Annotated in this window: 28 protein-coding genes, 11 tRNA genes and 1 pseudogene; 1 reads left to right on the forward strand and 39 read right to left on the reverse strand. The window is 30.2% G+C overall.

Annotation, left to right across the window (positions count from 1 at the left end; genetic code table 11):
* Window positions 1–4 precede the first annotated feature (4 nt).
* From C7U54_RS10450 to C7U54_RS10540, 20 genes and pseudogenes are all read right to left on the reverse strand, one after another.
* Complete coding sequence (locus C7U54_RS10450; protein ID WP_107030266.1) at window positions 5–1,180, reverse strand: polysaccharide deacetylase; 1,176 nt, start codon at window positions 1,178–1,180, stop codon at window positions 5–7.
* Window positions 1,170–2,072 (reverse strand): LysR family transcriptional regulator, encoded by a 903-nt coding sequence (locus tag C7U54_RS10455; protein WP_107030267.1) that lies wholly within the window; start codon window positions 2,070–2,072, stop codon window positions 1,170–1,172. Before C7U54_RS10455 ends, C7U54_RS10450 begins: the two co-directional genes overlap by 11 nt.
* A gap of 75 nt (window positions 2,073–2,147) precedes the next feature.
* Window positions 2,148–3,257 carry a metallophosphoesterase gene (locus tag C7U54_RS10460; RefSeq protein ID WP_107030268.1) on the reverse strand — a complete coding sequence of 370 codons (1,110 nt, stop codon included), beginning with the start codon at window positions 3,255–3,257 and terminating at the stop codon, window positions 2,148–2,150.
* A gap of 29 nt (window positions 3,258–3,286) precedes the next feature.
* Window positions 3,287–4,459 (reverse strand): transcription termination factor Rho, encoded by a 1,173-nt coding sequence (gene rho / locus C7U54_RS10465; protein WP_107030269.1) that lies wholly within the window; start codon window positions 4,457–4,459, stop codon window positions 3,287–3,289.
* A 78-nt stretch (window positions 4,460–4,537) separates the two neighbouring features.
* Window positions 4,538–4,699 (reverse strand): phospho-sugar glycosidase domain-containing protein, encoded by a 162-nt coding sequence (locus C7U54_RS15575; protein WP_107030270.1) that lies wholly within the window; start codon window positions 4,697–4,699, stop codon window positions 4,538–4,540.
* Window positions 4,699–4,980, reverse strand: a complete 282-nt coding sequence (locus C7U54_RS15580; RefSeq protein ID WP_329990319.1) for a phospho-sugar glycosidase domain-containing protein — start codon at window positions 4,978–4,980, stop codon at window positions 4,699–4,701. The genes C7U54_RS15575 and C7U54_RS15580 overlap by 1 nt, the downstream gene beginning before the upstream one ends.
* A 66-nt stretch (window positions 4,981–5,046) precedes the next feature.
* Window positions 5,047–5,591: pseudogene (locus C7U54_RS15585) on the reverse strand (MupG family TIM beta-alpha barrel fold protein); the annotation flags it as partial.
* Window positions 5,510–5,704, reverse strand: coding sequence for a DUF871 domain-containing protein (locus C7U54_RS14470; RefSeq protein WP_146137630.1), 195 nt, complete (start codon window positions 5,702–5,704; stop codon window positions 5,510–5,512). The gene C7U54_RS14470 and the pseudogene C7U54_RS15585, both read right to left, overlap by 82 nt.
* 76 nt (window positions 5,705–5,780) lie before the next feature.
* The gene (locus C7U54_RS10485) at window positions 5,781–6,947 is read right to left on the reverse strand and encodes a cation diffusion facilitator family transporter (protein WP_022001720.1); all 1,167 of its coding nucleotides are present in this window, start codon (window positions 6,945–6,947) and stop codon (window positions 5,781–5,783) included.
* A complete protein-coding gene (locus C7U54_RS10490; protein WP_107030272.1) occupies window positions 6,944–7,285 on the reverse strand; it encodes a hypothetical protein in 342 nt (113 codons plus the stop codon). Before C7U54_RS10490 ends, C7U54_RS10485 begins: the two co-directional genes overlap by 4 nt.
* A 58-nt stretch (window positions 7,286–7,343) precedes the next feature.
* Window positions 7,344–8,129 carry a histidinol-phosphatase HisJ family protein gene (locus tag C7U54_RS10495; protein ID WP_107030273.1) on the reverse strand — a complete coding sequence of 262 codons (786 nt, stop codon included), beginning with the start codon at window positions 8,127–8,129 and terminating at the stop codon, window positions 7,344–7,346.
* Window positions 8,130–8,209: 80 nt separating this feature from the next.
* The gene (locus tag C7U54_RS10500; RefSeq protein WP_107030274.1) at window positions 8,210–9,694 is read right to left on the reverse strand and encodes a family 1 glycosylhydrolase; all 1,485 of its coding nucleotides are present in this window, start codon (window positions 9,692–9,694) and stop codon (window positions 8,210–8,212) included.
* Between the two features lie 92 nt (window positions 9,695–9,786).
* Window positions 9,787–10,425: a bifunctional phosphoribosyl-AMP cyclohydrolase/phosphoribosyl-ATP diphosphatase HisIE gene (hisIE, locus tag C7U54_RS10505; protein ID WP_107030275.1), complete on the reverse strand. Its 639-nt coding sequence runs from the start codon at window positions 10,423–10,425 to the stop codon at window positions 9,787–9,789.
* Complete coding sequence (gene hisF / locus C7U54_RS10510) at window positions 10,425–11,192, reverse strand: imidazole glycerol phosphate synthase subunit HisF (protein WP_107030276.1); 768 nt, start codon at window positions 11,190–11,192, stop codon at window positions 10,425–10,427. Before hisF ends, hisIE begins: the two co-directional genes overlap by 1 nt.
* A complete protein-coding gene (gene hisA / locus C7U54_RS10515; protein WP_022001726.1) occupies window positions 11,174–11,899 on the reverse strand; it encodes a 1-(5-phosphoribosyl)-5-[(5-phosphoribosylamino)methylideneamino]imidazole-4-carboxamide isomerase in 726 nt (241 codons plus the stop codon). Before hisA ends, hisF begins: the two co-directional genes overlap by 19 nt.
* Window positions 11,893–12,501, reverse strand: coding sequence for an imidazole glycerol phosphate synthase subunit HisH (hisH, locus tag C7U54_RS10520; protein WP_107030277.1), 609 nt, complete (start codon window positions 12,499–12,501; stop codon window positions 11,893–11,895). Before hisH ends, hisA begins: the two co-directional genes overlap by 7 nt.
* Window positions 12,502–13,089, reverse strand: a complete 588-nt coding sequence (hisB, locus tag C7U54_RS10525; RefSeq protein ID WP_022001728.1) for an imidazoleglycerol-phosphate dehydratase HisB — start codon at window positions 13,087–13,089, stop codon at window positions 12,502–12,504.
* 2 nt (window positions 13,090–13,091) lie between these two features.
* Window positions 13,092–14,390 carry a histidinol dehydrogenase gene (gene hisD / locus C7U54_RS10530; RefSeq protein WP_107030278.1) on the reverse strand — a complete coding sequence of 433 codons (1,299 nt, stop codon included), beginning with the start codon at window positions 14,388–14,390 and terminating at the stop codon, window positions 13,092–13,094.
* Window position 14,391: 1 nt separating this feature from the next.
* The gene (gene hisG, locus C7U54_RS10535; protein ID WP_022001730.1) at window positions 14,392–15,021 is read right to left on the reverse strand and encodes an ATP phosphoribosyltransferase; all 630 of its coding nucleotides are present in this window, start codon (window positions 15,019–15,021) and stop codon (window positions 14,392–14,394) included.
* Window position 15,022: 1 nt separating this feature from the next.
* Window positions 15,023–15,988 carry an ATP phosphoribosyltransferase regulatory subunit gene (locus C7U54_RS10540; RefSeq protein ID WP_107030279.1) on the reverse strand — a complete coding sequence of 322 codons (966 nt, stop codon included), beginning with the start codon at window positions 15,986–15,988 and terminating at the stop codon, window positions 15,023–15,025.
* 445 nt (window positions 15,989–16,433) lie between these two features.
* Between C7U54_RS10540 and gdhA the strand changes: the two genes are divergently transcribed.
* Window positions 16,434–17,777 (forward strand): NADP-specific glutamate dehydrogenase, encoded by a 1,344-nt coding sequence (gdhA, locus tag C7U54_RS10545; protein ID WP_107030280.1) that lies wholly within the window; start codon window positions 16,434–16,436, stop codon window positions 17,775–17,777.
* 24 nt (window positions 17,778–17,801) lie between these two features.
* On the opposite strand, the gene C7U54_RS10550 is transcribed toward gdhA, so the two are convergent.
* From C7U54_RS10550 to C7U54_RS10640, 19 genes are all read right to left on the reverse strand, one after another.
* Window positions 17,802–18,188 (reverse strand): hypothetical protein, encoded by a 387-nt coding sequence (locus tag C7U54_RS10550; RefSeq protein WP_107030281.1) that lies wholly within the window; start codon window positions 18,186–18,188, stop codon window positions 17,802–17,804.
* 28 nt (window positions 18,189–18,216) lie between these two features.
* Window positions 18,217–18,292, reverse strand: a tRNA-Phe gene (locus C7U54_RS10555).
* Window positions 18,293–18,298: 6 nt separating this feature from the next.
* A tRNA-Asp gene (locus C7U54_RS10560) sits at window positions 18,299–18,375 on the reverse strand.
* 4 nt (window positions 18,376–18,379) lie between these two features.
* Window positions 18,380–18,456: transfer RNA gene (locus C7U54_RS10565), tRNA-Met, on the reverse strand.
* A 21-nt stretch (window positions 18,457–18,477) separates the two neighbouring features.
* Window positions 18,478–18,570, reverse strand: a tRNA-Ser gene (locus C7U54_RS10570).
* A gap of 10 nt (window positions 18,571–18,580) precedes the next feature.
* Window positions 18,581–18,657 (reverse strand) — tRNA-Ile (locus C7U54_RS10575).
* Between the two features lie 34 nt (window positions 18,658–18,691).
* A tRNA-Met gene (locus tag C7U54_RS10580) sits at window positions 18,692–18,768 on the reverse strand.
* Between the two features lie 23 nt (window positions 18,769–18,791).
* Window positions 18,792–18,867 (reverse strand) — tRNA-Ala (locus tag C7U54_RS10585).
* 12 nt (window positions 18,868–18,879) lie between these two features.
* Window positions 18,880–18,956: transfer RNA gene (locus C7U54_RS10590), tRNA-Pro, on the reverse strand.
* 6 nt (window positions 18,957–18,962) lie between these two features.
* Window positions 18,963–19,039, reverse strand: a tRNA-Arg gene (locus tag C7U54_RS10595).
* Between the two features lie 7 nt (window positions 19,040–19,046).
* A tRNA-Leu gene (locus tag C7U54_RS10600) sits at window positions 19,047–19,135 on the reverse strand.
* A gap of 9 nt (window positions 19,136–19,144) precedes the next feature.
* Window positions 19,145–19,219: transfer RNA gene (locus tag C7U54_RS10605), tRNA-Cys, on the reverse strand.
* A gap of 196 nt (window positions 19,220–19,415) precedes the next feature.
* The gene (locus C7U54_RS10610) at window positions 19,416–21,314 is read right to left on the reverse strand and encodes an extracellular solute-binding protein (protein ID WP_107030282.1); all 1,899 of its coding nucleotides are present in this window, start codon (window positions 21,312–21,314) and stop codon (window positions 19,416–19,418) included.
* The gene (locus C7U54_RS10615; protein ID WP_107030283.1) at window positions 21,311–22,156 is read right to left on the reverse strand and encodes an ABC transporter permease; all 846 of its coding nucleotides are present in this window, start codon (window positions 22,154–22,156) and stop codon (window positions 21,311–21,313) included. The genes C7U54_RS10610 and C7U54_RS10615 overlap by 4 nt, the downstream gene beginning before the upstream one ends.
* Window positions 22,157–23,734, reverse strand: a complete 1,578-nt coding sequence (locus C7U54_RS10620; protein WP_107030284.1) for an ABC transporter ATP-binding protein — start codon at window positions 23,732–23,734, stop codon at window positions 22,157–22,159.
* 15 nt (window positions 23,735–23,749) lie between these two features.
* Complete coding sequence (locus C7U54_RS10625) at window positions 23,750–24,283, reverse strand: helix-turn-helix domain-containing protein (RefSeq protein ID WP_022002022.1); 534 nt, start codon at window positions 24,281–24,283, stop codon at window positions 23,750–23,752.
* 143 nt (window positions 24,284–24,426) lie between these two features.
* Window positions 24,427–25,260 carry a prephenate dehydrogenase gene (locus C7U54_RS10630; protein ID WP_107030285.1) on the reverse strand — a complete coding sequence of 278 codons (834 nt, stop codon included), beginning with the start codon at window positions 25,258–25,260 and terminating at the stop codon, window positions 24,427–24,429.
* Between the two features lie 2 nt (window positions 25,261–25,262).
* Window positions 25,263–25,826 carry a hypothetical protein gene (locus tag C7U54_RS10635; protein ID WP_107030286.1) on the reverse strand — a complete coding sequence of 188 codons (564 nt, stop codon included), beginning with the start codon at window positions 25,824–25,826 and terminating at the stop codon, window positions 25,263–25,265.
* On the reverse strand, window positions 25,814–26,206 hold the full coding sequence (locus tag C7U54_RS10640; RefSeq protein WP_022002019.1) for a hypothetical protein: 393 nt from the start codon (window positions 26,204–26,206) through the stop codon (window positions 25,814–25,816). Before C7U54_RS10640 ends, C7U54_RS10635 begins: the two co-directional genes overlap by 13 nt.
* Window position 26,207 lies beyond the last annotated feature (1 nt).

The raw sequence follows: 26,207 nt of genomic DNA on the forward strand, positions 1-26,207 counted from the left end.
TTTATTAATTATTAACACTTTGATGTGGGGCATATGTCGCATCATCAATTCCTTTAAAAGTATAGCCTAAATTTTTATAGTGTTCAATAATAGCAGGTAAGGCTTGAACAGTGGTATCCTTAGCTTGTGTATCGTGGCATAAAATCATGACATTATTATCATGACATGATGTCCCGTTTCTAATCAACTTATCTACAGCTACATGATTTCCTGAAGCATCTGTTGAATCTCCATTCCAATCATAATATTGATATCCTTTTTCAACAACTTCTTTTGTAAGAGTTGACATAATTCCTTGACAATATCTTCTTGATACTGTATTTGAACTTCCACCTGGGAAACGAATATAATGTGGTACAAAACCGATTTCTTTTTTTACCATTTGACCTACTTTATTTAAATCATCAAAATAAGCATCAACTGAAGCATAGACAGTTGAATATTCATGACTATACGTATGAAGAGCAATCGTATGTCCTGCATTATAAGCATCTTTAATCAAATAATTATAATCTTGATTTCTTCCTGTTACAAAAAATGTTGCTTTAGCATCATATTTTGCAAGTATATCCATGATTTTTTTAGTATTTTCTGATGGACCATCATCAAATGTTAAATAAACCACTTTTTCATTAGATTGTTTATCACTTCCGATTTTTTTAATAACTTCTATTTTTCTTTTGGCTATTGTTTTGTTACCTGAACTATCTTTTGCCACATAAGTAACTTCATACGTTCCTTCTTTAGAAGTATCTAAATTTTTATCATCTATTTTGTATTTAATTTCTTCTAAACTATTATCGCTTACTTCCACACCAGCTTTTAAATCCGGTGTTGTATTTAAAGAAACCGTCAAATCATCCAATCCCTTAAATACAGGTTTTTGTGTATCTACAACTTGAATCGTTGTTGTATATTCTCTATTTTTATATGTATATGTCACTTCATATTTTCCTAGCTTTTTAATATTTAAATTTTTGCTTTGACATGCTACATCTTTAACACTTCCATGTTCAACTTCACTAATATAGCTATTGGGATTAAATTTTCCATTAATTTCTACTGTCATATTTTCTTTAAAATGCAGTTGTTTTTTTATAAATGTTTGATAAACAAATAAACCTATTCCTAAGACGATTACTCCAATCAAAGTAATCACTAATTTTTTTCTATTTTTCATATAGACTCCTACTCTTTTCTAAATATTCTTGTACTTTTTTAATAAACCTATCAATAACTGGTGAAAGACGTGTATATTTCTTCCATATAAAAACGGTATTTGTTGATAGTTCTGGATAAAAAGGAATGAAACAAATATTCTTTTGATTTAACACCTGATAGGCTCCTTCTACTGTAATCGCTGCTCCTTGATCATCTTGAATAAAAGGAAGAATTGCTGAAGCAAAATTATAAGAAAACATGCTGTGCAACGAAACATCCCCTTTTAACCAATTAGAAATTTCACTTTGAACAATTTCTCTATTTGTTAAAAACAATGGTAATTCTTTTAAATCCTCTTTTTTAACATAGGGCTTATGAGCCAAAGAATTAGTTTTTGAAACAATGATTCCCCATTTTTCTTGAAGCGGTATACGTAAATGATTATATTTTGAAATATCTACTGGTTCTAACAAAATCCCAATATCTACTAATCCTTGATCAACTCTTTCTTTAATCAAATCCGCATTTCCTACATAGATATCAAATTTTACAAGAGGGTATTCATCATGAAACTCTTCAATCACTTGCGAAAGAACCGTTTGTGAAGATGAAAAAATACCCGTTCCTATCATAATTTGACCAACCATTTCTTCTTCACTTTGAGTAATCTCTTGTTCTGTTTTATTAACAAGTGATAAAATTTCTTCTGCTCTTCTTCTAAGTAAAACACCCTCATCTGTGAGTTCTATTTTTCTTTTTCCTCGAATAAATAAAGGCTTTCCTAATTCATCTTCCAACTGCATTAATTGTCTTGATAATGTAGGTTGTGTCATATGTAGTTGCTTAGCTGCACGCGTAATATTTTTCTCACGCGCAACCATTAAAAAATACTGAAGTATTCTAAGTTCCATGATTTTTACCTTCCTTTTTATTTTAACCCATATTTCTTAAAAAAAATCTAAATTATTCTAAAGATTTCTAAATAATTATATTTTTTCTAAATATCCGCTTTCTATCCAGCCTATTTCTTTATTTTTGATAATATAGGCAAATTTCCCATATAATCCTATTACTTTAACATCTTCATTTTCATGAACCGTTATAAAATGATCAATATAATCATCTAAACAATAAAAGTGTTTATTTTTCAAATAAATAAATTCATTTTTGATCCATAACATTTGGTTTGTATGAATAACTTTACAAAATGAAAATTCTTCTCTTTTTTCTAAAATTTCTATTTCAAAATTTGGCCAGGAAACCTTATGATTTTCCTTATTTTCTACAAATTTGTCTTGTTTTATTCTATAGATTGGTAAAGGTTGTACAAAATGATTCTTAAAAGTTAAATTCTTACCATCATTTTCAATAATAAGTGCATTCAATTGACTGATAAATTTAACCCCTGTTCCGCCATCAATACTAATTATTTTTTTATCAAAATCCATCAAAACATCATTTTTAATTTGACTTTGATAAAAATTTGACGTTGGCAAATGACCTACTATGACATATTTTTTTAAACAATGACCTATTTTTTGAAAATCTCTTTTTTCGATAAATGAAGAAAGCGGTGCATTTTGCCAATCATTTTTGTTTTCAATCCCAGCATGAATACATAAAAAATCATCGGTTTCTATTGAAGTAGGCAAACTCGCTATATAATTAAGTTCTTCTTGTAAAGATTCTCTTACAATTTTTTGTAAAATTTGTGGTTTTTCTTTCTTCAAATCTAAATGTTTTCGAGAAACAATTTGATCAATCATTCCACTTTTACCAATTTTACGTAAGTAATGTAACATTTCTTGACAAAGATCATCATCATTAATCAATGCATCTAAAGCATATTCACAATTACCTAGTAAAACATATACCCTTTGGCTTTTTTGTTGTAAATATTGAAGATAGTGTACTGTTTCTATGGCTTGTGTTCCCTTTTCTACAAAATCTCCATCAATAATCAAATAGTCTTGTGTAGTATATCGTGCTTCTTTTAAAAGCTGTTTGAAACGATCTAAATGACTATGAATATCAGAAACAACAATACATCTATAAGGTTTTTCTATATTAAGTTTTTCATGTCTTATTTCTATCATATAACACCTATTTAAAAAGGATAGAAATTCTATCCTACTTTTCTTTTTAACATTGTTTCAATAAGTTCATCATTATTTTTAGTATTTCTAAATAATAAAAGCGCATCATCTAAATTTTGACTCGCACGTGTCCCATTTAATGAATAATGAATCATATGGTTCACTTGTAGTTCTTTTTCACTTAATAATAAATCTTCTCTTCTTGTTCCAGATTTAGCTATGTCGATTGCTGGAAAAATGCGTTTTTCTTGCATTGTACGAGATAATACAAGTTCCATGTTTCCTGTTCCTTTAAACTCTTCATAAATAACATCATCCATACGACTTCCTGTATCTACAAGAGCAGTTGCAAGAATCGTCAAACTTCCCCCTTCTCTCATATTTCTAGCCGCACCAAAAAATCTCTTTGGCATATAAAGACAGTTTGGATCTAATCCTCCTGAAAGTGTTCTTCCTGATGGCGAACAAATCAAATTATAAGAACGTGTTAAACGTGTTATACTATCTAATAAAATCATTACATCTTGACCATGTTCAACAAGACGTTTTGCTCTTTCAATGACCATTTCTGATACTTTTTTATGTCGATCTGGTGTTTCATCAAATGTTGAATAAAGAACTTCCACATTATCTCCTTCAACAGCTTCTTTAATATCCGTTACTTCTTCTGGTCTTTCATCAATTAATAAAATTAAAATATGTATATCTTTATTATTTTCTTTAACAGCTAAAGCTATATCTTTTAAAAGGGTTGTTTTCCCTGCTTTTGGAGGAGAAACAATAATTCCTCTTTGACCTTTACCAATAGGAGCAAGTAAATCTATCATTCTCATCGCTATTTTTCCACTTTTGCCAACACTAATTTTTTCATTTGGAAAAATTGGTGTTAAGCTTTCAAAGGATTTTCTTTTCATTGCTGTTTCTAAATCATAATGATTGATTTTTTGAATATGTAAAAGAGATCTAAACTTTTCAGATGCTTTTGGTTCCCTAACAACACCTGTAATAAAATCACCTGTTTTTAATTTAAATTTATAAATTTGTGATTGAGAGACATAGACATCATGAGGATCTGATAAATAATTTGCATTTCTAATAAAACCAAATCCATCAGGTAATACTTCTAAAAAACCTGTTGTAATGACTCCATCATCTAATGAATCTTTTGTATATTCTTTCTTTTCTTTTTTTGTATTTTCCATAATATCACCTCAACCATTATGTCATATTTTCTTCTTTTTAGCTATAAAAACAAAAGAAAAAGTAGATTTCTATCTACTTTATTCAACAAAGGTAAAAACATCTTTTGCTTTAATATGTTCTAAAATAAAGATTTCATTTTCATCAATATGTCCTAGTAAATTTCTTTGACCATCTACCTTCATTTCTTTTAAAACGATTTGAATTTCTCCTCGATAATGTACAAGATTGTCATTGACAATTACAACATCACCCTTGTATAGTACGCTTTATCACAAGGACGACACGGAATTTCTTTTCCTTTATAAATCATTCTTGTCCAACGTGAACGTAACATATAATTCATACAATCACCTAAATCACTATGACTTGGATAATTAAATAAAATTTCTTTTTCCAAAGCAGTAATACCCTTATCTAAATGAATCTTAAAAGGTATTCTTTTAGTTAAACCATGGGGCACAAAATCTGCTAAAAACCCTAAAGATTCATTTTTAGGAATATCAACATACACTTGTTTCATTACTTGATCGATTGCTTTAAATTCTTCATCACTAGCATAGGCATTTCCAATGATTATTTCATCTATATTGTCTAAAGCTAAACAGTGTTTTAATTGAATTTCTATCGGCATATCTCGATGTTCTTCAATGGTTGGAAGACCATCACTCACTGGCCATGGTCCATGACTTCCTTTAACTAAACTTGAAATAAAGATAGCTACTGGAATATTTTTAGCTTTCCAATAATTATTAATATCATTAATAGCTTCTAAACTTGGAGCCGTATATCTTTCTGGATAGAAATTATGACATGTAGAAATATTTTCTGGTTTAACTCCATTTTTAATAGCTGTTTCAATGACATCAATAAAACTTGTAGACATTTCAATTTTAATACCTTCTTTATTATTAATAAGAGTGGCATCCCTTTCATCGTTAAAACTAAAATCCATTCTTAAAATATCTACCCCAATATCTTTAAAAACCGAAAGTCTGTTTCTGTTGCTTCTAATCTATGAAATAATTCACTATTACAGTCACCAGAAACAATCATGCCATATTTATGAACGATTTTTGTAAAATCTTTAAAATAAACAATAATTTCTTCTTTTGTCCCTGGTACTGAAAACATGCTTGTAAATATTTTTTTAAAACCATAAGTCGATGCTTTTTTAAATAGGCCTCAATTTCTTCTAATGTTTCTTGTTCTGGATATAAAGAAACACCTAACATTACTTTTTTCATAAACATCCTCCTCATAAACATTATTTTATTATGTATATACAAGTATCACAATAAATAAAAAGAGGATTTCTCCTCTTTAAACAAAAGCATGATCAATTTCAATGACGCAATGATATTCGTCACTGATTTGTTTGACTTCAGCACTTATTTTATTCTTTAAAATTTGATGACTAATTTGATCATTAGCTGGTATTAAAACATCAAATATTAAATTTGTATGATTCTTTCCTGGAACCATTCTAAAATCATGAATCGAATAATGTTCATCTATTCCTTTTACAATTTCTAAAACTTGTTGTTTTAAAGCTAATAACCTTGGATTATGCACATCCACTGGATCATAATGAATGGTCGTATGAATATGATATTTTTCTTGAATTGCTCTTTCAATATCATCGATTTCTTCATGAATTTTCATAACATCTTCTTGACAATCTACTTCCACATGAAGTGTCATAAACATTCTTCCTGGTCCATAATCATGCATCATTAAATCATGAATACCTAAAGGTTTATCATATGACATAATAAAATTTTCAATGTCATCTATCAAGGCTTTATCAGGTGCCAATCCTAATAAAGGATTGATTGTATCTTTAAATACATTAATTCCTGCAAAAATAACAATTAAAGAAACAATTGTCCCAATAATTCCATCAACTGGTAAATCAGTTATCAATGTAAGTATTAAAGAAACAAGTGTTGCAAATGTTGTCACAACATCATTTAAACTATCTTGTCCTGCAGCTTTTAAAGATGATGAATCAATTTTTTTGCCAATTTGATTATTAAAATAATACATCCATAGCTTCACTAAAATAGAAAATATTAAAATCACTACTGCAACAAATGAAAACATAACTTTTTCAGGATTAAAAATCTTAACAACTGATTCTTTTAAAGATTGAATACCTACTACTAAAATTAAAAAAGCAATCACCATTCCTGCAATATATTCATAACGTCCATGACCATAGGGATGATCTTTATCAGGATGTTTATTAGCAAGTTTAAAGCCAAATAAAGAAGCTAAATTACTTCCTACATCCGATAAGTTATTTAAACCATCTGCTTGGATAGCTACCGAATGAACAATTAAACCAATTGTTATTTTAAAAATAACTAAAACAATATTGCATATAATGGACAAAATGGAACATAACGTTCCATAAGCTTGTCTTACTTTTTGATTTTTATAATCACCATAATTTTCAATAAATCTTTGTGTTAAAAAATGAATCATGATAAAACATCATAAACAAAAATATTTTGTTTATCTACCTTTATTAATTCAACTTCTTCTAATTCTTTTAAATATTTATTTACTTTTTCTTGATCAACTTCTTTATTAGCAAGTTTTGCAAGATTTACTTGAATTTGGGGATTATCCACTTTAATATAAGCTGTATTTTCAGTTGTATAACCCGCTTTATTTTTCATTGTTTCTAGAATTGAAACATAAGCAAGTTTTGTTTCTAATCTTAAACTTTTATAATGATCAAATAATGCCTTTGGCATATAAAATTCATCCTTTGATTTTTCAATAACTTCTTTTAAACTTTCTTTAGTATATAATTCCATACTTCTTCACTCCTTTTGTTTCTATATTATACCATATCTAGAAAAAAAGAACATTGTGTTAATCTCTTTTTCTTTGCGTAAATGTACTGACATCGTCAAAACCAATTTCCTGATATTTTTTTGCTACATTTAAACAATTTTCACCAACACGATCACTTGTATGACTATCAGTACCAATGGTAATAATACGTCCTCCTAAATCATAGTAACGTTGTACCTGTTCGAAATTAGGAAATCCACATGTTTTTAAATCTCGATATCCCGATGTATTGACTTCAATACCTTTTCCTTTTTGAATAAGCGTTTTAAAGATTTCATCTATAATATCTTGATATTTTTGATGATCAACAGTTTTATCCTCATAAGGTCCATATCTTACAATATAATCTAAATGGCCTAAAACATTAAAACAATCGAAAGCTTTTACACATTTTAATGTTTCTTCAAAAAATTCACGATGTGCTTGTTCCTTGGTTTTTCCTTTAAAAAATTCACCATAATAAAATTCTGTATGATGAATCACATGAATAGATCCAATAACAAAATCAAAAGGATATTGTTGAATTAAATTTTCAATTTCTTCTTGATGATCTAAATCCAATCCCATTTCAATACCCCATTTAATTTTTATTTGATCTTTGAATTCCTCTTTTAAACTTTGAATCTCTTGATAATAGTTTTCAACATCTAATTCAAAAGAATCTATTGGATAATCAAAATCACGATGATCTGTAAAACAGATTTCATCTAAATTCATTTCAATTGCTTTTAAAACATGTTCTCTTGGGTTTGCTTCACTATCTCCAGAGAAATATGTATGCATATGATAATCTATTGTTCTCATAAATATCCTCCATTTTTTATTATTATAACAAATAAGAGAAAATATTTCTATTTTCTCTTATTCATAAATTATCTGTTAAATTAATTTAAATCAGTTCCGTTTGATTCTATTACTTTTTTATACCAATAGAATGAATCCTTTGGTCTTCTTGATAAATCACCAGTTCCATCATCATGTTTATCTACATAAATGAAACCATAACGTTTTCTCATTTCTCCAGTTCCAGCAGAAACTAAATCAATACATCCCCATGTTGTATAAGCAATTAAATCAACCCCATTATCACAAGCAGCTGACATTGCTTCAATATGTGGTCTATAGTAATCAATACGATAATCATCATGGATTGATCCATCTTCTTCTACTGTATCATAAGCACCTAGTCCATTTTCTACGACCATTAGTGGAATTCTATAACGGTCATAGATTTTTTCTAACGAATATTGAAGTCCTAATGGATCTAAGGCCCATCCCCAATCTGAATAAGTTAAATATGGGTTACGAATACCTGCCGCAAAGTTACCTTGTACTGTATCTTCTGTTTCATGAGTTGTCACATTGTTTGTCATATAGTAACTATATGTAAACATATCAACAACACCTTCTTTTAAGACTTTTAAATCTTCTTCAGTGATATCTAAATCTATAATGTTATGTTCTTTCCAAATTCTCTTTGCAAATGGAGGATAAGCACCAAAGCATTGAACATCTCCACAATACCAGAAATTTTCTTCCATTGTTTGTTGATTTAATAAAACATCTTTGGGATCACATGTATGAGGATAAGTAATTGCTCCACCTAACATACAACCAATTTTATTTTCAGGATCAATTTCATGTCCTAATTTAACAGCTTTTGCGCTGGCAACAAATTGATAATGTAAATGTGTTAAACGTTTTTTATAATCTTCATTAGTTGTACCATTACCAAACATATTAATAACATTTAATGTGTTATTAATTTCGTTAAATGTTAACCAATATTTAACAAGTCCTTTGTATTCTGTAAAGACTGTTTTACAGTATTTTACAAAGAATTCAATGTATTGACGATCTTGCCAATCGCCATATTTTTCCACTAAATAAATTGGTGTATCAAAGTGATGAATTGTGACTAATGGTTCAATGTTATATTTTCTTAATTCTTTAAATACATCTCTATAGAATTCAATACCTTCTTGATTAGGTGTTTCTTCAATTCCTTTTGGATAAATTCTTGACCAAGAAATAGACATTCTAAACATCTTGAATCCCATGTCTGCAAATAATTTAATATCTTCTTTATAATGATGATAGAAATCTGTACCTTCATGATTTGGATATAGATAATCATCTAAACATGCATAATGATCTCCGCCTTCTGGTAAAGCATCATCAAAATGAACTTGTGGTGTTGCATGAGCGTTCCCATCTTTATCGATCCAAGTTACTTTTCTTGGTTCTTTGACACTTCCACCTGTTGTAAAATCTGTTAAAGCTGGACCTCGTCCGCCTTCATTCCATCCACCTTCATATTGGTTTGCAGCTGTTGCTCCTCCCCAGAAAAATCCTTCTTTAAATCCCATTTGAATTCCTCCTTTATCATTGATTATTATTATATTCATTTTCATGTATTCGTTTACATTTTTTCATAATATGAAACATAAAAAGAGAAGATTTAATAATCTCCTCTTGTATGAAATTCTTTTTTGTTTCCAGTTACTTGATGTCTTTCTTTAAGTTTATTTTGAATATCTTCTAAACTGACACCTCGATCATTCATTAAAACAAAAGTGTGGAATAATAAATCAGATATTTCTCCAACCAATTCTTCCTTATTATCATTTTTTGCTGCAATAATTGTTTCGCTTGCCTCTTCACCCACTTTTTTACAAATCTTATCAACCCCTTCATTCAATAAGTAATTTGTATAAGATTTTTCAACTGGATGAATTTTACGATCAGCAATTGTTTTTTCCAATTCTCTAAAAATATCTCTTGCATCATAAGCTTGTACTTCATTAAAGAAGCATGAATAAGCCCCAGTATGACAAGCCACTCCTGTTTGTTTGACATAAATCAATAAAGTATCTAAATCACAATCTAAATACATTCCTTTAATATCTTGAAAATGTCCTGATTCTTCTCCTTTATGCCATAACTTTTGTCTGCTTCTTGAATAAAAAACAGTTTGTTTAAGTTCTAACATTTTATCATAAGCTTCTTCATTGACATAAGCTAACATTAATACTTCTTTTGTTTGATAATCTTGGACAATTGCTGGAATTAATTCCATTTTATTAAAATCTGGTCTCATTATCTTGTTCTCCTTACATTTATACCATGTTTTTTACATTCATTTCTTACATCTTCAACAGTTGCTTCATTAAAATGGAAAAGTGAAGCTACTAAAGCTGCATCTACATTTGTCTTTTCAAAAACATCAATAATATCTTGAATGCTTCCACAACCTCCTGAAGCAATAACTGGAATATCAACAGCCTTACAAACAGCATTAAGCATTTCAATATCATAACCCGCTTTAGTTCCGTCAGCATCCATCGAAGTAAGCAATACTTCTCCAGCACCTAAACTTTCGCATTTTTTTACCCATTCAATTAAATCTAAACCTGTATTTTCTCTTCCACCTTTAACGTAGACATCCCATCCACTTTGATCTTCTCTTTTTTTGGCATCAATAGCAATTACTACACATTGAACCCCAAATTCATCAGCTGCTTCTTTAATTAGTTGAGGATTAACAATTGCTGCAGAATTAACAGAAACTTTATCAGCACCTGAGGCAAGAATCATTCTAAAATCATCTAATGTTCTAATTCCACCTCCTACTGCTAGAGGAATTGTTAGTTCTGAAGCCCCGCGTTCAATAATATCTTTCATAATGCCTCTATCTTCATAAGAAGCTGTAATATCCAAAAAGACAACTTCATCTGCACATTGTACGTCATATTTTTTAGCAAGTTCAATAGGGTCTCCAACATCTTTTAACCCAACAAAATTAACTCCTTTAACCACTTTCCCATCTTTGATATCCAAACAAGGAATTATACGTTTTGTAAGCATTTGATTGTCTCCTTTAAATCAATTTTCTTTTCATAATAAGCTTTTCCAACGATACATGCATAATAATCTTTTTGAGCAACTTTTTGAATATTATCAAAATCTTTAATTCCTCCAGAAACAACAAATTGAATTTGACTGTTTTTAGCGATTTCATCATACATTTCAAAATTAGGTCCTGTCAAAGTTCCATCTTTAGAAATATCTGTTGCTACAATATAACCAACACCAATAGATTCCAAATATTGAATAAATTCAATATAAGGCATTTGACTTGTTTCTAACCATCCTGCTGTAGAAACAAAACCATTTTTAACATCTACACCGACAACTATTTTCTCACTGCCATATTGTCTTAATGCTTCTTTTAAAAATTCGGGGTCTTTTAAAGCTGCAGTTCCTAAAATAACACGATCAATTCCTACTTTATCTAAATAGAGTTGAACTGTTTTCAAATCACGGATTCCTCCACCAAGTTCTATTTTCATTTTTGTGCTATTTCTAATTTTTTTAATCGTTTCTAAATTTTTAGCAAAACCATCTTTAGCGCCATCTAAATCTACAACATGTAAATAAATAGCTCCTGCTTTTTCAAAAGTTTGAGCAAGTTCTTCTGGATGATCACTATAAACCGTTTTTTGATTATAATCTCCTTTAAATAAACGTACTGCTTGTCCATCTTTTAAATCTATTGCTGGAATAACTAACATTCGACCATCTCCTTAAACGCAAGTAATATTTTATGCCCAACCATTCCTGATTTTTCAGGATGAAATTGGCACCCAATGACATTTTTATTTTGCACTAAAGCTGTAACTTTAGTAGTTCCATAATCTGTATACGCTACAAGATTTTCATCTTTACAATGTGCCATATATGAATGTACAAAATAAGCATCATCATTTTCATGTACATATTTCAAAATTGGTTGATGATTTGTTATATGTAATTGATTCCATCCCATATGAGGAATCTTTTCATCAATATCCATATAACGTACTGAACCTGGAATAAATCCTAGTCCTTTTGTTTCTTTTACTTCATACCCTTTTTCAAATAAAATTTGCATTCCTAAACAAATCCCAAGAATAGGAATTCCTGCCTCTTTTCGCTCTGTTAAAATATCAACTAAATGATACTTTTCTAAATTCTTCATCGCAGTAGGAAAAGTTCCTACTCCAGGTAAAACAATTCCCTTAGCTTCTTTAATAACTTTTTCATCTCTAGAAACAACAGCTTCAAGTCCAATTCTTTTAAAAGCACCGACAACACTTTTTAAATTTCCTACATTGTAATCAATAATAACAATCATTTATAAAACTCCTTTTGAAGAAACAATCTTATCTATATTTTTTTCATCAATGCGTACCGCCTCTTTTAAAGCTCTTCCAAAAGCTTTAAAACATGCTTCGATTACATGATGAACATTATTTCCATAAGCCTCATTTAAATGTAATGTTGCATTCATATTGTAAGCAACCGCTCTAAAAAATTCTTCTGTCATTTCACTTTCATAATTTCCTAAATTAACTTTAGGAATATCTACATTAAAAACAAGGAAACTTCTTCCTGAAATATCTAAATTACATGTTACTAGTGCTTCATCCATAGGAATTGTAAAATGCCCATAACGTGTAATACCCTTTTTATCACCTAAAGCTTCTAAAATAGTTTTACCTAAAGCAATTCCCATATCTTCAACGCTATGATGACTATCTACTTCTAAATCACCATGACAAATCATTTTGATATCCATTTCACTATGGAAAGCTAGCAAAGTCAACATATGATCAAAAAAACCAATCCCTGTTTGAATCTCTGCTTTCCCTGTACCATCTAAATTAATTTCTAAACTAATTTGTGTTTCATTTGTATTTCTTTCTAGTTTAGCTTCTCTCATGATTATTCCTCCTCAAAACGTACAGCAATACTATTTGCATGAGCATCTAAACCTTCACTTTTTGCGAAAGTTTGAACATCATCTTTAAATGTTTCTAAAACACCTTTGGGATAATAACTATAAGATGAATATTTAACGAAATCATAAACACCTAGCGCTGAGTAGAATTTAGCTGTTCCTCCTGTTGGTAAAACATGGTTTGTTCCTGACATATAATCACCTAGAGGTTCTGGTGAGTATTCTCCAAGGAAAATAGAACCTGCATTTTTAATATAAGGAAGTGTATTGACTGGGTTTTCAACTAAAACTTCTAAATGTTCTGGCGCTAAATAATTAGATACTTCAAAAGCTTCTTTTAAGTCTTTTACAAGAATTGCTCCTCCATAATTTTGAAGAGATTCTTCAATAATTTCTTTACGTGATAAATAAGCCATTTGTCTTTTGAGTTCAACATTGACTTTTTCAACAAGTTCTTTACTTGTTGTTACAAGCATTGCACTAGCAAGTTTATCATGTTCTGCTTGTGACATTAAATCAGCAGCAATATATTTAGGATTTGCATTTTCATCAGCAATTACTAAAACTTCACTTGGTCCTGCTACCATATCAATATCAACAACTCCATAACTTAATTTCTTTGCAGTAGCAACAAAGATATTTCCTGGACCTACAATTTTATCAACTTTTTCTATTGTTTCCGTTCCATTAGCAATCGCAGCAACCCCTTGTGCTCCCCCAAATTTATAAATAGTATCTACTCCTGATACTTTAGCAGCTGCGATAATTACAGGATTAACTTTGCCATCTGCTTTAACCGGTGTAATAATGACTAAATCTTTAACTCCAGAAAGTTTTGCAGGAATGGCATTCATTAAAACCGTTGAAGGATAGGCAGCTGTTCCACCTGGAACATATAAAGCAACTCTTTCAATTGGTCTTGCCATTTGTCCCATGATCACTCCGTTATCTTTATATAATGACCATGATTTATCAATTTGATTTTTATGGAATTCTGTAATTTGTTGTTTTGTTCTTTCAAGGATTCTTATGTAATCTTGATCCACTTGTTTTAAAGCTTCTTCTTTTTCTTGATTTGAAACAACGAAATCATTTTCATCTTTAATTTGATAACCATCAAATTTTCGACAATAGTTGATCAAGGCTTGGTTTCCATTTTTTCTAATATCATTAATAATATCATTTACAGCATTATTAACTTCTATCGAAATTTCTTCTTTTCGATTATTTAATTTTTGTGCAATCCCTTTTAAATTCCCATCATACTCAATTACTTTAAGCATCTTAATTTCCCCCTATTACTTTTTCTAATTGATTTACAATATTCATAATTTCATCCTTCTTAAATTTAAAAGCTACCTTATTAACAATCATTCTTGTTGAAATATCGCTTACTTTTTCAATTACTTCTAGACCATTTGCTTTAAGAGTTGAACCTGTTTCCACAAGATCAACAATGGCATCAGAAATACCTGTCACTGGTCCAAGTTCAACTGACCCTTCTAATTTAATAATTTCCACATCTTCTTGTTTAGAAGCAAAATATTTCTTCGCAACATTTGTATATTTGCTAGCAATCTTTTTACGACGATTAAATACTTTATTTCGATATTCTGGATAAGCAGCTACTGCGAAATAACATTTTCCTATTTCCAAATCTAGAAGTTCATAGTAATCTTCAAAATCTACATCATCCAACGTATCCTTTCCTACAAAACCAATATCAACAATCCCATGTTCCAAAAATGTAACAACGTCATTGGGTTTACCAAAAATCATTGAAATTCCATCTTTTGTTTCAATTAATAATTCTCGATCTTTATTAAAAATAGGATCCATATCAAAACCTGCTTCTGCAAGCAGTTTACATACTTGTTTTTCGATTCTTCCTTTAGTAATAGCTATTTTAATCATGTTACTCTCCCTCTTTTTCAATGGCTTTTAAAATATGATTCATATGAAAGCAGAACCCAACAGCTGTTTTATCAACATTAAATCTAGGAAGCAAATCATCATAACGTCCTCCTGATAAAATTGGATTTGCACTTTGATCACTATATCCTTTAATCATAAAGCCTGTATAATATTTCATGGTTGGAACCATTCCTAAATCAAAAATAATTCCTTCTTTACTATCTAATGATTCATAAAGATCTTTTAATTCTTGTAATGCCCCTAACAAAACAGAATCTTGACATTTATCCATCATTTGATGAAGTAAATCAATATTTCCAAAGCATGTTGGTAAAGATAACAGCAATTGATTTAAGCTTTCTTCAAAATCATTTTTTGAAATAAAACGTTTCATTTCACTCATATCTCTTAATCTTAAAATATCTTCAAGTTCATTTCTTTGGTTTCCAACTAATTCTAATAAACGATTATAGAATTTAGCAGAACCTAATTCCAAAAGAATATTTTTTAAAGAAATTCCTGGTAATGATTCTTGAATCATTGTCATGACTTCCTTATCTCCTTGAAGCCCAGGTTTATTCATTAACTCTACACCACCTTGGAAAAACTCACTACTTCTTCCTTTATGCATTGTTTCTTTACGATAAACTTTTCCAAAATAACTATAGCGTGCTTCACCTGTATTGGCACTATTGGCATATAATCTAGCTAGTGGTATTGTGAAATCTAAACGCATGGCAACGTTTTTACCTTCGTGATTGATATATTGAAACATCTTATCAACAGTAAAACCACAATCTAGTTTTGTATATAAATCAACATATTCAAATGACGGCATTAATACTTCATTGTATCCATAATTTGAAAAAACATGTCGTAAATGATTTTCAATTTCCCTTAATTTTTCAACATTGGTAATAATTGCATCTATACTCTCTTCAGGTATTAAATATTTAAACTCTTCCATAAAAATCCCCCTTTATTAAAAAAACGAGTCATCTAATGACTCGTTTCAACATCATTAGATACAGCTTAATTGTGATAGACAAAATGGGCTGTATCATAAATGATATAACCCTACTTTTTCCAATGATGGTGATGTAATTGTGTGTTATTTAGTATTTTCATAGTAATCACCTCTTGTTGTGCTTTATTCTAGCATAGATTGTATACAAAGAAAAGATGATTATGTATTTTTATGAAATATTTTATACTTTAAATACTTTATTGTATGCAAATCATAAGTTGTAATTTTTAATTTTTTGATAATTGATTGTATACAATTTTTATCGTGATAAAACACGTTGTGTAGTATTTTTATTATCACGATAACTTATTTATATGATAACTTTTTCTTAATTTATTCATTTATTATTATTAAAGATGTATGATAGCCCTAGGAGGATATAACAATGGAATATATTGAAAGAGTATTAACAAACTTAAAAGCTAAAAATACTGATCAACCTGAATTTATCCAAGCTGTTGAAGAAGTATTAGAAAGCTTAGAACCAGTAATCAAAGCTCATCCTGAGTATGAAGATATGGCTATTTTAGAAAGATTAACTGAACCAGAAAGAACTTTAATGTTTAAAGTACCTTGGATGGATGATCAAGGTAAAGTTCAAGTAAACAGAGGATATCGTATTCAATTCTCTAGTGCTATTGGACCTTATAAAGGTGGTTTAAGATTCCACCCTTCTGTTAACCTTGGAATTATTAAATTCTTAGGATTCGAACAAATTTTCAAAAACTCATTAACAACACTTCCTATTGGTGGTGGTAAAGGTGGCTCTGATTTCGATCCACAAGGTAAATCAGATGCTGAAGTTATGAGATTCTGTCAATCATTCATGACTGAATTATATCGTCACATTGGACCTAGCGTTGACGTACCTGCTGGAGATATCGGTGTTGGTGGTAGAGAAATCGGATATTTATTTGGACAATACAAACGTATTAAAGATGCTTATGAAAACGGTGTTTTAACTGGTAAAGGAATGACTTATGGTGGTTCATTAATTAGACCAGAAGCTACTGGGTTTGGTGCTGTATACTATGGCAAAGAAGTATTAGCTCATTTCAACGATACTTATGAAGGAAAAACAATTGCTGTTTCTGGATATGGTAACGTTGCTTGGGGTGTATGTATCAAAGCTAAAGAATATGGAGCAAAAGTTGTTTCTATTTCTGGTAGAGATGGATACGTTTATGATCCTGATGGAATCAATACTGATGAAAAAATTGATTTCTTATTAAAAATTCGTTCATCAAATGATGTTAAATTAAAAGACTATGCTGAAAAATTCGGATGTGAATTCCATCCTGGTGAAAAACCATGGGGATTAAAAGTGGATATGGCTTTCCCTTGTGCTACTCAAAATGAAATTGGTGAAGAAGAAGCTAAACAATTGATCGCTAATGGATGTAAATACATCATCGAAGGTGCTAACATGCCAAGTACACCTGAAGCAATTGCTTACTTTACAGCAAATGGTGGTACTTTAGGACCTGCAAAATCCGCTAACGCTGGTGGTGTTGCTGTTTCAGCATTAGAAATGTCTCAAAACTCTATGAGATATAACTGGACAAGTGAAGAAGTTGATGAAAAATTGCATAATATCATGAAATCAATTTTCAACAACTCTGTTGCTGCTGCTGAAAAATATGGATTAGGATTTGACTTAATCAAAGGTGCTAATATTGCTGGTTTTGAAAAAGTAGTAGAAGCTATGATTTCTCAAGGAATCTATTAATAAACAAAAAGAATGGACAGGAGATTAAATCTCTTGTCCATTTTTATATTGATTAAATTTTTTATCTAATTCTTCATAAAATGATGTAGCGTTTACTAAATAAATATTTTTTGTATGATTATTAAATTGTAATTCAATTCGATGTTTTGAATTAAGTGAATATGCTGTTAAATCCTTAAATTCAATCATTTGAGGCATAAAACCGATCCCCTTAAAGAAATATACTAATAAACCATCTTCAAAAACAGAAGCGTTAAAACGTATTAATAAAGTAGGAAGTACCCCTAACGCTAGTAATAAAACAACCACTAATTTCATTCGATCATAACGAAAATGAATTCCACTAAACACACATAAAATAACCAAAATAATTGAAATAGCGACCATTCTTAAATCTTTATATTTAAACATAACTTTTCTCCTTTAAAGATAAAAAAAATGGTGGTTCCGAGCGGAATCGAACCACCGACACGAGGATTTTCAGTCCTCTGCTCTACCGACTGAGCTACGGAACCATCATTTGGCGGTCTGGACGGGACTCGAACCCGCGACCTCCGCCGTGACAGGGCGGCATTCTAACCAGCTGAACTACCAGACCATTTTGGTTGCGGGAGAAGGATTTGAACCAACGACCTTCGGGTTATGAGCCCGACGAGCTACCAGACTGCTCCATCCCGCGATATTAAGTTTTTTTAATAAATGGCGGAGATTGAGGGATTCGAACCCCCGCAGGACGTTAATCCTCTGCTGGTTTTCAAGACCAGTCCCTTCAGCCAGACTTGGGTAAATCTCCGCAATAGTAATGGTGGACCCTGTAGGACTCGAACCTACGACCGATCGGTTATGAGCCGATAGCTCTAACCAACTGAGCTAAGGGTCCGCAGTATATGCCCTATAGGCACCTTAAATAAAAATGGTAGCGGGAGGGGGATTCGAACCCTCGACCCTCCGGGTATGAACCGAATGCTCTAGCCAGCTGAGCTATCCCGCCATAATATTTTTTATTAAATTAATTGGTGGAGCCAAGCGGGATCGAACCGCTGACCCCCTGCGTGCAAGGCAGGTGCTCTCCCAGCTGAGCTATGGCCCCAATTTTTATAAATGGTCGGGAAGACAGGATTTGAACCTGCGACCCCCTGGTCCCAAACCAGGTGCACTACCAAGCTGTGCTACTTCCCGAAAAAATGGCGCGCTAGGCAGGAATCGAACCCACAACCTCTTGATCCGTAGTCAAGCACTCTATCCAGTTGAGCTACTAGCGCATATCAATGGTGCCCAGGGCCGGAGTCGAACCGGCACGGATTTTAAGGTCCGCAGGATTTTAAGTCCTGTGCGTCTACCAATTTCGCCACCTGGGCATTCATTAATGGAGGTTCCTACCGGACTCGAACCGATGATGACAGAGTTGCAGTCTGTTGCCTTACCAACTTGGCCAAGGAACCACTTCTTTATTTTGCTTCGCGTCTCTTATCACGCTGCCCCATTATTATATGCTATAAAAAATTTTTTTGCAATAGTTTTTTATAATTTTTTACAATCTATTTTTTATGGATTTAAAATTTTATACGTATATTCATCGTTTTTTTGATTTTATTTTTTAAATAAAAATTCTATGAGAAAACTCTCATAGAACTTTTATTATTCACTTTTAGCATTAGAGGCTGCGATTTTTACTTTAGCCCAATAATTAGCCATTATCTTTCTTGTTTCAGCATTATAGTTAAAGACTTCATCATATTTATTTGTTCTAATTGGATTATAAGCATTAATTCCTTTAAAGTCATTTTGCGCTAAATCGTTCATAACTTCCGTGTTTGGTGAAGTATACCCTACATAAGATGAATTACCATAAGCTGCTTCATAACTTGAAACATAATTAATGAATTCATGTGCTAAATCTACATGTTTTGAACTTTGTGGAATAACCATAGCATCACACCATATATTTGTCCCTTTATTTGGCATGTAATAACCAATATTTTCATTTTCTGACATGACATATGTCGCATCCCCTGAATATATTAATCCTAAAGCTTTTCTAGCTTGAGCCATATTATCAATAATTTCATCCGTTACAATTTCTGGTGACATCGTATTAACACACTCTAAAAGCCAATTATAAGCTTCTGCAAGCTCTTTTTCATTATCAGTATTCATAGAATAGCCAAGTGCTTTTAAAGCCATCATAAATGAATCTCGTTCCGAATCGTATAAATAAATGTCTCCTTTATATTTTTGATTCAAGAAAATATTAAAACCTTGTTCTTTTAAATCTTTTTCACTTACTTTTGTTTTATCATAAACGATTCCTACACTTCCCCAAAAATAAGGAACAGAATATTCATTATTCGGATCATAAGATAAATTTTTAACAGAATCATTAATATCTTCCAAGCAAGTGATTTTATCTTGATCTAATGGTTGAATAAGCTTTTCTTGTTTTAATCTTTCAATCATATAATCACTTGGAATTAAAACATCATAAGCTTCACCATTAGCTACTTTAATATACATTTGTTCATTCGAATCGAATAAATCCATAACTACTTTGCATCCCGTTTGTTTTTCAAAATTAGAAAGCAAATTTTCACCCGTATACTCCCCGGCATTATAGACATGTAAAGTTTGTCCTGCATATTTTTTAGTCGAAGAAGTTGTTTTTTGAACAAAAACTAGTCCCATACATACGCATGCTGCAACAATTCCAGCAATAATTCTTGGTGCTTTATTTTTTTCTTTAAGTTCTGTCGTTTGAACTTTTCTTTTTTCTCTAATCACCGGAACAACATTGACAAGAATTAAAACAATCGTAATAAAAATTACAATTAAAGTTGAAATAGCATTAATACTAGGATTTACACGTTTTGACATTGTATAAACCATAATACTCAAGTTTTTAATTCCTTTTCCTGTAACAAAATAAGAAATAATAAAATCATCAAAAGACATTGTAAAAGCAATCAAAGCCCCTGAAACAATACCAGGCATGATTTGTGGTACGATAACTTTAATTAAAGCCATCCAAGGTGTACACCCTAAATCCATTGCAGCATCCGCTAAATTTGGATCTAGAGAGCGAATTTTAGGCATAACAGATAATATAACATAAGGAATGCAAAATGCGATATGTGCCAATAATAATGTTGTAAAACCTTTTTCAATATTAAAGGTAATAAAGAATAACATTAAGCCAATCGCTGTAACGATTTCTGGATTCATCAAAGGAAAATCGTTGATTTGCATAATCAAATCATGAACGACTTTTTTAGATTTTGATAAACCTATCGCACTAATCGTTCCTACCACAGTTGATATAACTGTTGCAATAACAGCTACTAAAATCGTTATATACAATGATTCCATCATTGATGCATCAGATAACATTTTTGTATACCATTGCATTGAAAATCCTGTAAAATGCGTTAATGACTTGCTTGAATTAAATGAAAACACAATCATAAAGCCAATTGGTAAATAGAAAAATAAAAGCATTAATCCCATTAATATCTTTAAAAATGAACGTTTTTCTTTTTTCATGCTTTTTTCTCCTTTCTATTACCTGAATTACGTTTTTCAACATATCTTACTAAATACATGATAGCCATCATTACAAAAGCCATAATAACAGAAATAGCAGATCCAAAATTCCATTCTCCTACAGTAATAAACTGATTTTCAATAACATTACCAATTAAGAAATATTGACCTCCACCCAATAATTTAGGAATGAAGAATGAACTTACTGCCGGTAAAAAGACAAGTGCTATTCCACTAATAACTCCTGGTATTGAAAGAGGAAAAGTAACTTTCCAAAAAGTTTGATAGCGATTTGCGCCTAAATCAGAACTTGCTTCCAATAACGATTTATCCATTTTAGATAAAGATGTATTGATTTGTAAAATCATAAAAGGAATAAAGTTATAAACCATTCCAAGTAAAACAGCACCTTCTGTATAAAGAAGTTGTGTTGATTTAAATCCTAATAAATTCAATAATGATTGTAAAATACCTCCATCAGATAAAATACCAATCCAAGCGTATGTTCTTACAAGCATATTGATCCACATTGGAAGTGTAATTAATAATACAAGAATATTTCTTGTACGATCTTTACATTGAGAAATAAAATAAGCAATTGGATATCCTAACAAAATACAAATAATTGTTGTTTTAAATGCAATTGAAAGAGATCTCCATAAAATAAGTAAGAAATCATGATCGGTAAAAAACTTAGCAAAATTTTGTAAAGTAAAACTAAAATTAACAACAGTATTTCCACTATCAGTTACTGCATAAAAAGCAATAAGTAATACTGGCAAAAGTAGAATAATAATACTCCAAATAATATAAGGTAAAGCTAGTTGAGAAAATTTTTTCATCTAGAATCCCATCTTTTCCATAACATGAATATCTTCTACTTCAAAAGTCAATCCGACCTCTTGACCTTCTTCTACATAATCTGTTGTATGTACTTTTAGTTCTCTACCTTCTGTTGAAAATGTTACTTGATAAATTCCTTCTTTTATGTTTTCAGGATCAAAATCATAATCTACATAAATATCCACTGCTTCATCTTCATTTGATAATTTCCATCCAATAGCATTAGCCCATGTTTTTAAATCTGTATCTAAAGCCACTGATTCTTTAATTTCATCAACTGTTTTAAAGAAGTTAAAGGCACTTACTGCTTCATTTGCTTTTTCATTTTTTACATATTTTTGATCAACAACAATAATTTTTCTAGAAACAGATAATCCTGATGATGTTTGGAAAGTAACAGTGTACTCACCTAATTCTTCTTTTAAATTATGTTCAATTTTACTAATTGAAATATAAGAATCATCACTTTCTTTCCATGCTTGTGCATCTGCTCTAGCAATCAAATCATTATCATCTAAAGAAGCAACTTCTTCAATATCTACATAAAAATCATTTGCTGAAATTCTCTCATCACTATATTCACTTTCTACATCATGATTTTTAATGACATTCATATTAACTTTAACAGTTGTCCCTGGAACAGTTTCTACCATTGCTTCATTCCAAACGCCTTTAAATAAAACACTTAAAACTTCTCCTGTAATTTTTCCTTGTTCTAAAGGCACTATATCAATATCTTCTGGTCTTAAAACAACATCAACTTTTTCATTTGGTTTAAAACCAAAATCAACACAATCAAAGATTTGATCATCAAATTTAACTTTATAATCTTCAATCATTACACCTGAAATAACATTACTTTCACCAATGAAATTTGCAACATATTTATTAACAGGTTCATTGTATATTTCTTGAGGAGTCCCTACTTGTTGAATTTCTCCACCTTTCATAATAACAATCTTATCTGACATTGTTAACGCTTCTTCTTGATCGTGTGTTACATAAATAAAAGTAATTCCTACTTCTTGTTGAATTCTTTTTAATTCATATTGCATTTCTTTTCTAAGTTTTAAATCTAAAGCACCTAATGGTTCATCTAATAATAAAACTTTTGGTTCATTTACTAAAGCTCTAGCAATGGCAATACGTTGTTGTTGCCCACCTGACAATGTTGTTACATTTTTATTTTCAAAACCTTCTAAACCAATAAGTTTTAACATTCTCATGACTTTTTGATCAATAACATCTTTTGACATCTTTTTTATTTTTAAGCCAAAAGCAATGTTATCGTAAACATTCATATGTGGAAATAACGCATACTTTTGAAAGACTGTATTTAATTCTCTTTTATAGGGTGGTAATTCCTTTATATCTTCATCATCAAAGATAACAACCCCTTCATCTGCTTCTAAAAAGCCACCTAAAATACGAAGTAACGTTGTTTTTCCACAGCCACTTGGTCCAAGCAGTGTAACAAATTCATTTTCATAAATATCTAAGTTAATTCCTTTTAAAACAATTGTTCCATCAAATTCTTTAACAATGTTTCTAAATTTAATGAGTACCTTTTCTTCCATCGTTTTTCTCCCCTTTTAAAATATTGGTGGTGTTGATACCCAAATCACTTTCGCTAGAGTATCATGTTTATTGACTATGTAATGTGGTAAATTTCCTTTTAAATAAAATGTTTCTCCCTTTTTTACCTCATATTCTTCATCACCATTCATTAATGTAATTTTTCCATGAATAACATATCCAAATTCTTCACCATCATGTGGATCAATTTCCATTGACTTCTTTCCTTTTTTAAGTTCAATTAAAATAGGTTCCATTTCATTTTTTTGAGCATTTGGAATAATATAAGAAATTTTATAATCATCTTGTATATTTTCAAAAAAATCATCTTTACTAAAAACAATTTGTTCATCTTCATCTTCTGAAAAAAAATCTTTTAAATTTGTCCCTAATGCTTCTAAAATATTTTCTAATGTGGCAACACTTGGTGACGTTAAATCTCTTTCTAACTGTGATAAAAAACCCTTTGTCAATTCACTACGATTAGCAAGTTCTTCTAACGTCAATTGATTTGATAAACGTATTCTTTTAATTTTTGCACCAATATCCATAAAACCTCCTGTTTATTTAAAAAAACTTTTTGTTTTATTTATTAAACAAGACTATTATACTAATAATTATGTTAAGTTCAATACCTTTTTAAACAAAAAGTTTAATATTTTAAACACGATACAAAAAAAGAAATAGCCTAACGCTATTTCTCAAGATTTTTTCTTCTTTTAGAAGATTCAATAAACATTGCTTTCAAAGTATCTGCATCTTCTTCTTTAATAGCTTTTTTCAAAATATCCAATTGATCTTCAAAACCTTGGATACTTTTCAAAAGATTATTTTTATTAGTAAAGAATAATTCAGTCCATAAATCCTCATTAATATTAGCAATACGTGTTAAATCACGATAAGAATCTCCAATATATTTACCTGTATCATATTTTTGATTATCACTATCAATCAATGAAACAGCAATGACATGTGGCAATTGAGAGGTAAATGAAATAATCTCATCATGAGCCTGTGGTGACATGATTTTTACGGAATGAAATCCTAAATTAGAAACAAATTGTTCCATCATAGCAATGGCACTTTTACTATTTTCTTCATGTTGAATTAAAATATAATTAGCGCCTTGAAAAACTTCTTTACTTGCATAAAGATAGCCTTTATTTTCTCTTCCTGCCATAGGATGCCCTGAAACAAATTCAACATCTTTACCTTTCAAAAGATCTATTGCTTCATTTAAAAAATGAGTTTTAACACCTACAGCATCCGTAATGATACTCCCCTTTTTAAATTCATGTTTTTTTATATAATCTAAAACTAATGATGGATATAAACAGATAATCGTCATATCCGATTTTTTGATAATTTCTCGGCCATCTACAAACCCTTCTTTTATACATCCATCTGCTTTCGCTCTTGCAAGTGTTTCTTCATCTACATCAACACCATAAACTTCGTGTCCTTGACCTTTTAAAGCTTTTACAAAGCTTCCCCCAACAACACCAAGACCAACAACTGTTATAATCATATTTAATCCCTATTTTTATCTATACGCGGACAATATTTTTTTAAACATTCTAAAACATGTTGACTTTTTTTTTGATTTGTCTTGTATAGATATTCATTTCCTTTCGCTCTAATTATTAAATGATACTTATTTTTATTTTCTATAATTTGAACTTTTTTGATACTTCTATATAATACTTTCTTCCCATTTATATTTAATTCATCTTTTTCAAAAATCAATACCGATTCATACGTTAAATAAGCAACAAGTGGTACAAGCCATGTCACCATAATTAATGGTGATGTCATTGAAACAACTTGAACAACATGAAGATATATCAATAAACAAGAAGTCATTAAAACAACATATGATAATATATACAAATAAATTTCATATCCTGTATAAATAACTTCTTTTGCTTTAAAAAGCATTCTTCTTTTTCTAAAAGTAAGGATAATCAATGCATAACTTACAAGTAAGATCATAAAGGTAAACATTCCCATAAAAGCATCACTGTTTCCTAATGATACAATTCCTGTAAATAATGAAACAACCCCTAAAGCAGTTAAACAAACTAATTCAGCCATGATGTAATTGCCATCGAAAGTGCAGAAGATGCACCTAATAGAATAAACATAAATAAGAATCTAGAAATAAATGGAACTGCTTTTATTTTTTCTTTATTAATTAAAAATCCTGTAAAAACAATCACTAAACTTGTAATAATTCCATGCCCTAAAACAAACGCTAAAGTTGCATTTAAATATTGCATCATAAATGGAATAATCAATAATGTTACAAGTAAAAAATCAACAAGAAAAACACATACTGTTTTAATATTTAATTGGACCCATTTAAATGTAAAATTCTTTTTAAAGACATCTTTGTTTGTTTCAACAATTTTCTCTTTTTGTGTAAATTCAAAACTTTTCTTTGTTCTTTCTACTTTTCTATCAAATCTTGCCACT

Origin of the sequence: Faecalibacillus intestinalis (assembly GCF_003024685.1) — a bacterium.
Taxonomy (GTDB): Bacteria; Bacillota_I; Bacilli_A; order Erysipelotrichales; family Coprobacillaceae; genus Faecalibacillus; species Faecalibacillus intestinalis.

Excerpts from the sequence above, each read along its gene's own strand:
- hisF (WP_107030276.1), bottom strand. The coding sequence starts at position 11,192 with ATGCTTACAAAACGTATAATTCCTTGTTTGGATATCAAAGATGGGAAA.
- C7U54_RS10610 (WP_107030282.1), bottom strand. The coding sequence starts at position 21,314 with ATGAAAAAAGAAAAACGTTCATTTTTAAAGATATTAATGGGATTAATG.
- C7U54_RS10450 (WP_107030266.1), bottom strand. The coding sequence starts at position 1,180 with ATGAAAAATAGAAAAAAATTAGTGATTACTTTGATTGGAGTAATCGTC.
- hisB (WP_022001728.1), bottom strand. The coding sequence starts at position 13,089 with ATGAGAGAAGCTAAACTAGAAAGAAATACAAATGAAACACAAATTAGT.
- hisA (WP_022001726.1), bottom strand. The coding sequence starts at position 11,899 with ATGTTAGTTATTCCAGCAATAGATTTAAAAGATGGACAAGCAGTACGT.
- C7U54_RS10490 (WP_107030272.1), bottom strand. The coding sequence starts at position 7,285 with ATGGAATTATATACTAAAGAAAGTTTAAAAGAAGTTATTGAAAAATCA.
- rho (WP_107030269.1), bottom strand. The coding sequence starts at position 4,459 with ATGGAAAATACAAAAAAAGAAAAGAAAGAATATACAAAAGATTCATTA.
- C7U54_RS10540 (WP_107030279.1), bottom strand. The coding sequence starts at position 15,988 with ATGGAAGAGTTTAAATATTTAATACCTGAAGAGAGTATAGATGCAATT.
- hisH (WP_107030277.1), bottom strand. The coding sequence starts at position 12,501 with ATGATTGTTATTATTGATTACAATGTAGGAAATTTAAAAAGTGTTGTC.
- C7U54_RS10500 (WP_107030274.1), bottom strand. The coding sequence starts at position 9,694 with ATGGGATTTAAAGAAGGATTTTTCTGGGGAGGAGCAACAGCTGCAAAC.
- C7U54_RS10460 (WP_107030268.1), bottom strand. The coding sequence starts at position 3,257 with ATGATAGAAATAAGACATGAAAAACTTAATATAGAAAAACCTTATAGA.
- C7U54_RS10485 (WP_022001720.1), bottom strand. The coding sequence starts at position 6,947 with ATGATTCATTTTTTAACACAAAGATTTATTGAAAATTATGGTGATTAT.
- gdhA (WP_107030280.1), top strand. The coding sequence starts at position 16,434 with ATGGAATATATTGAAAGAGTATTAACAAACTTAAAAGCTAAAAATACT.
- C7U54_RS10615 (WP_107030283.1), bottom strand. The coding sequence starts at position 22,156 with ATGAAAAAATTTTCTCAACTAGCTTTACCTTATATTATTTGGAGTATT.
- C7U54_RS10635 (WP_107030286.1), bottom strand. The coding sequence starts at position 25,826 with ATGGCTGAATTAGTTTGTTTAACTGCTTTAGGGGTTGTTTCATTATTT.
- C7U54_RS14470 (WP_146137630.1), bottom strand. The coding sequence starts at position 5,704 with ATGAAAAAAGTAATGTTAGGTGTTTCTTTATATCCAGAACAAGAAACA.
- hisIE (WP_107030275.1), bottom strand. The coding sequence starts at position 10,425 with ATGAGACCAGATTTTAATAAAATGGAATTAATTCCAGCAATTGTCCAA.
- C7U54_RS15580 (WP_329990319.1), bottom strand. The coding sequence starts at position 4,980 with ATGAAACAAGTGTATGTTGATATTCCTAAAAATGAATCTTTAGGGTTT.
- hisG (WP_022001730.1), bottom strand. The coding sequence starts at position 15,021 with ATGATTAAAATAGCTATTACTAAAGGAAGAATCGAAAAACAAGTATGT.
- C7U54_RS10630 (WP_107030285.1), bottom strand. The coding sequence starts at position 25,260 with ATGATTATAACAGTTGTTGGTCTTGGTGTTGTTGGGGGAAGCTTTGTA.
- C7U54_RS10625 (WP_022002022.1), bottom strand. The coding sequence starts at position 24,283 with ATGGATATTGGTGCAAAAATTAAAAGAATACGTTTATCAAATCAATTG.
- C7U54_RS10495 (WP_107030273.1), bottom strand. The coding sequence starts at position 8,129 with ATGAGAACAATAGATTATCATATGCATACATATTTCTCTGGAGATAGT.
- C7U54_RS10620 (WP_107030284.1), bottom strand. The coding sequence starts at position 23,734 with ATGGAAGAAAAGGTACTCATTAAATTTAGAAACATTGTTAAAGAATTT.
- C7U54_RS10550 (WP_107030281.1), bottom strand. The coding sequence starts at position 18,188 with ATGTTTAAATATAAAGATTTAAGAATGGTCGCTATTTCAATTATTTTG.
- hisD (WP_107030278.1), bottom strand. The coding sequence starts at position 14,390 with ATGCTTAAAGTAATTGAGTATGATGGGAATTTAAAAGGGATTGCACAA.
- C7U54_RS10455 (WP_107030267.1), bottom strand. The coding sequence starts at position 2,072 with ATGGAACTTAGAATACTTCAGTATTTTTTAATGGTTGCGCGTGAGAAA.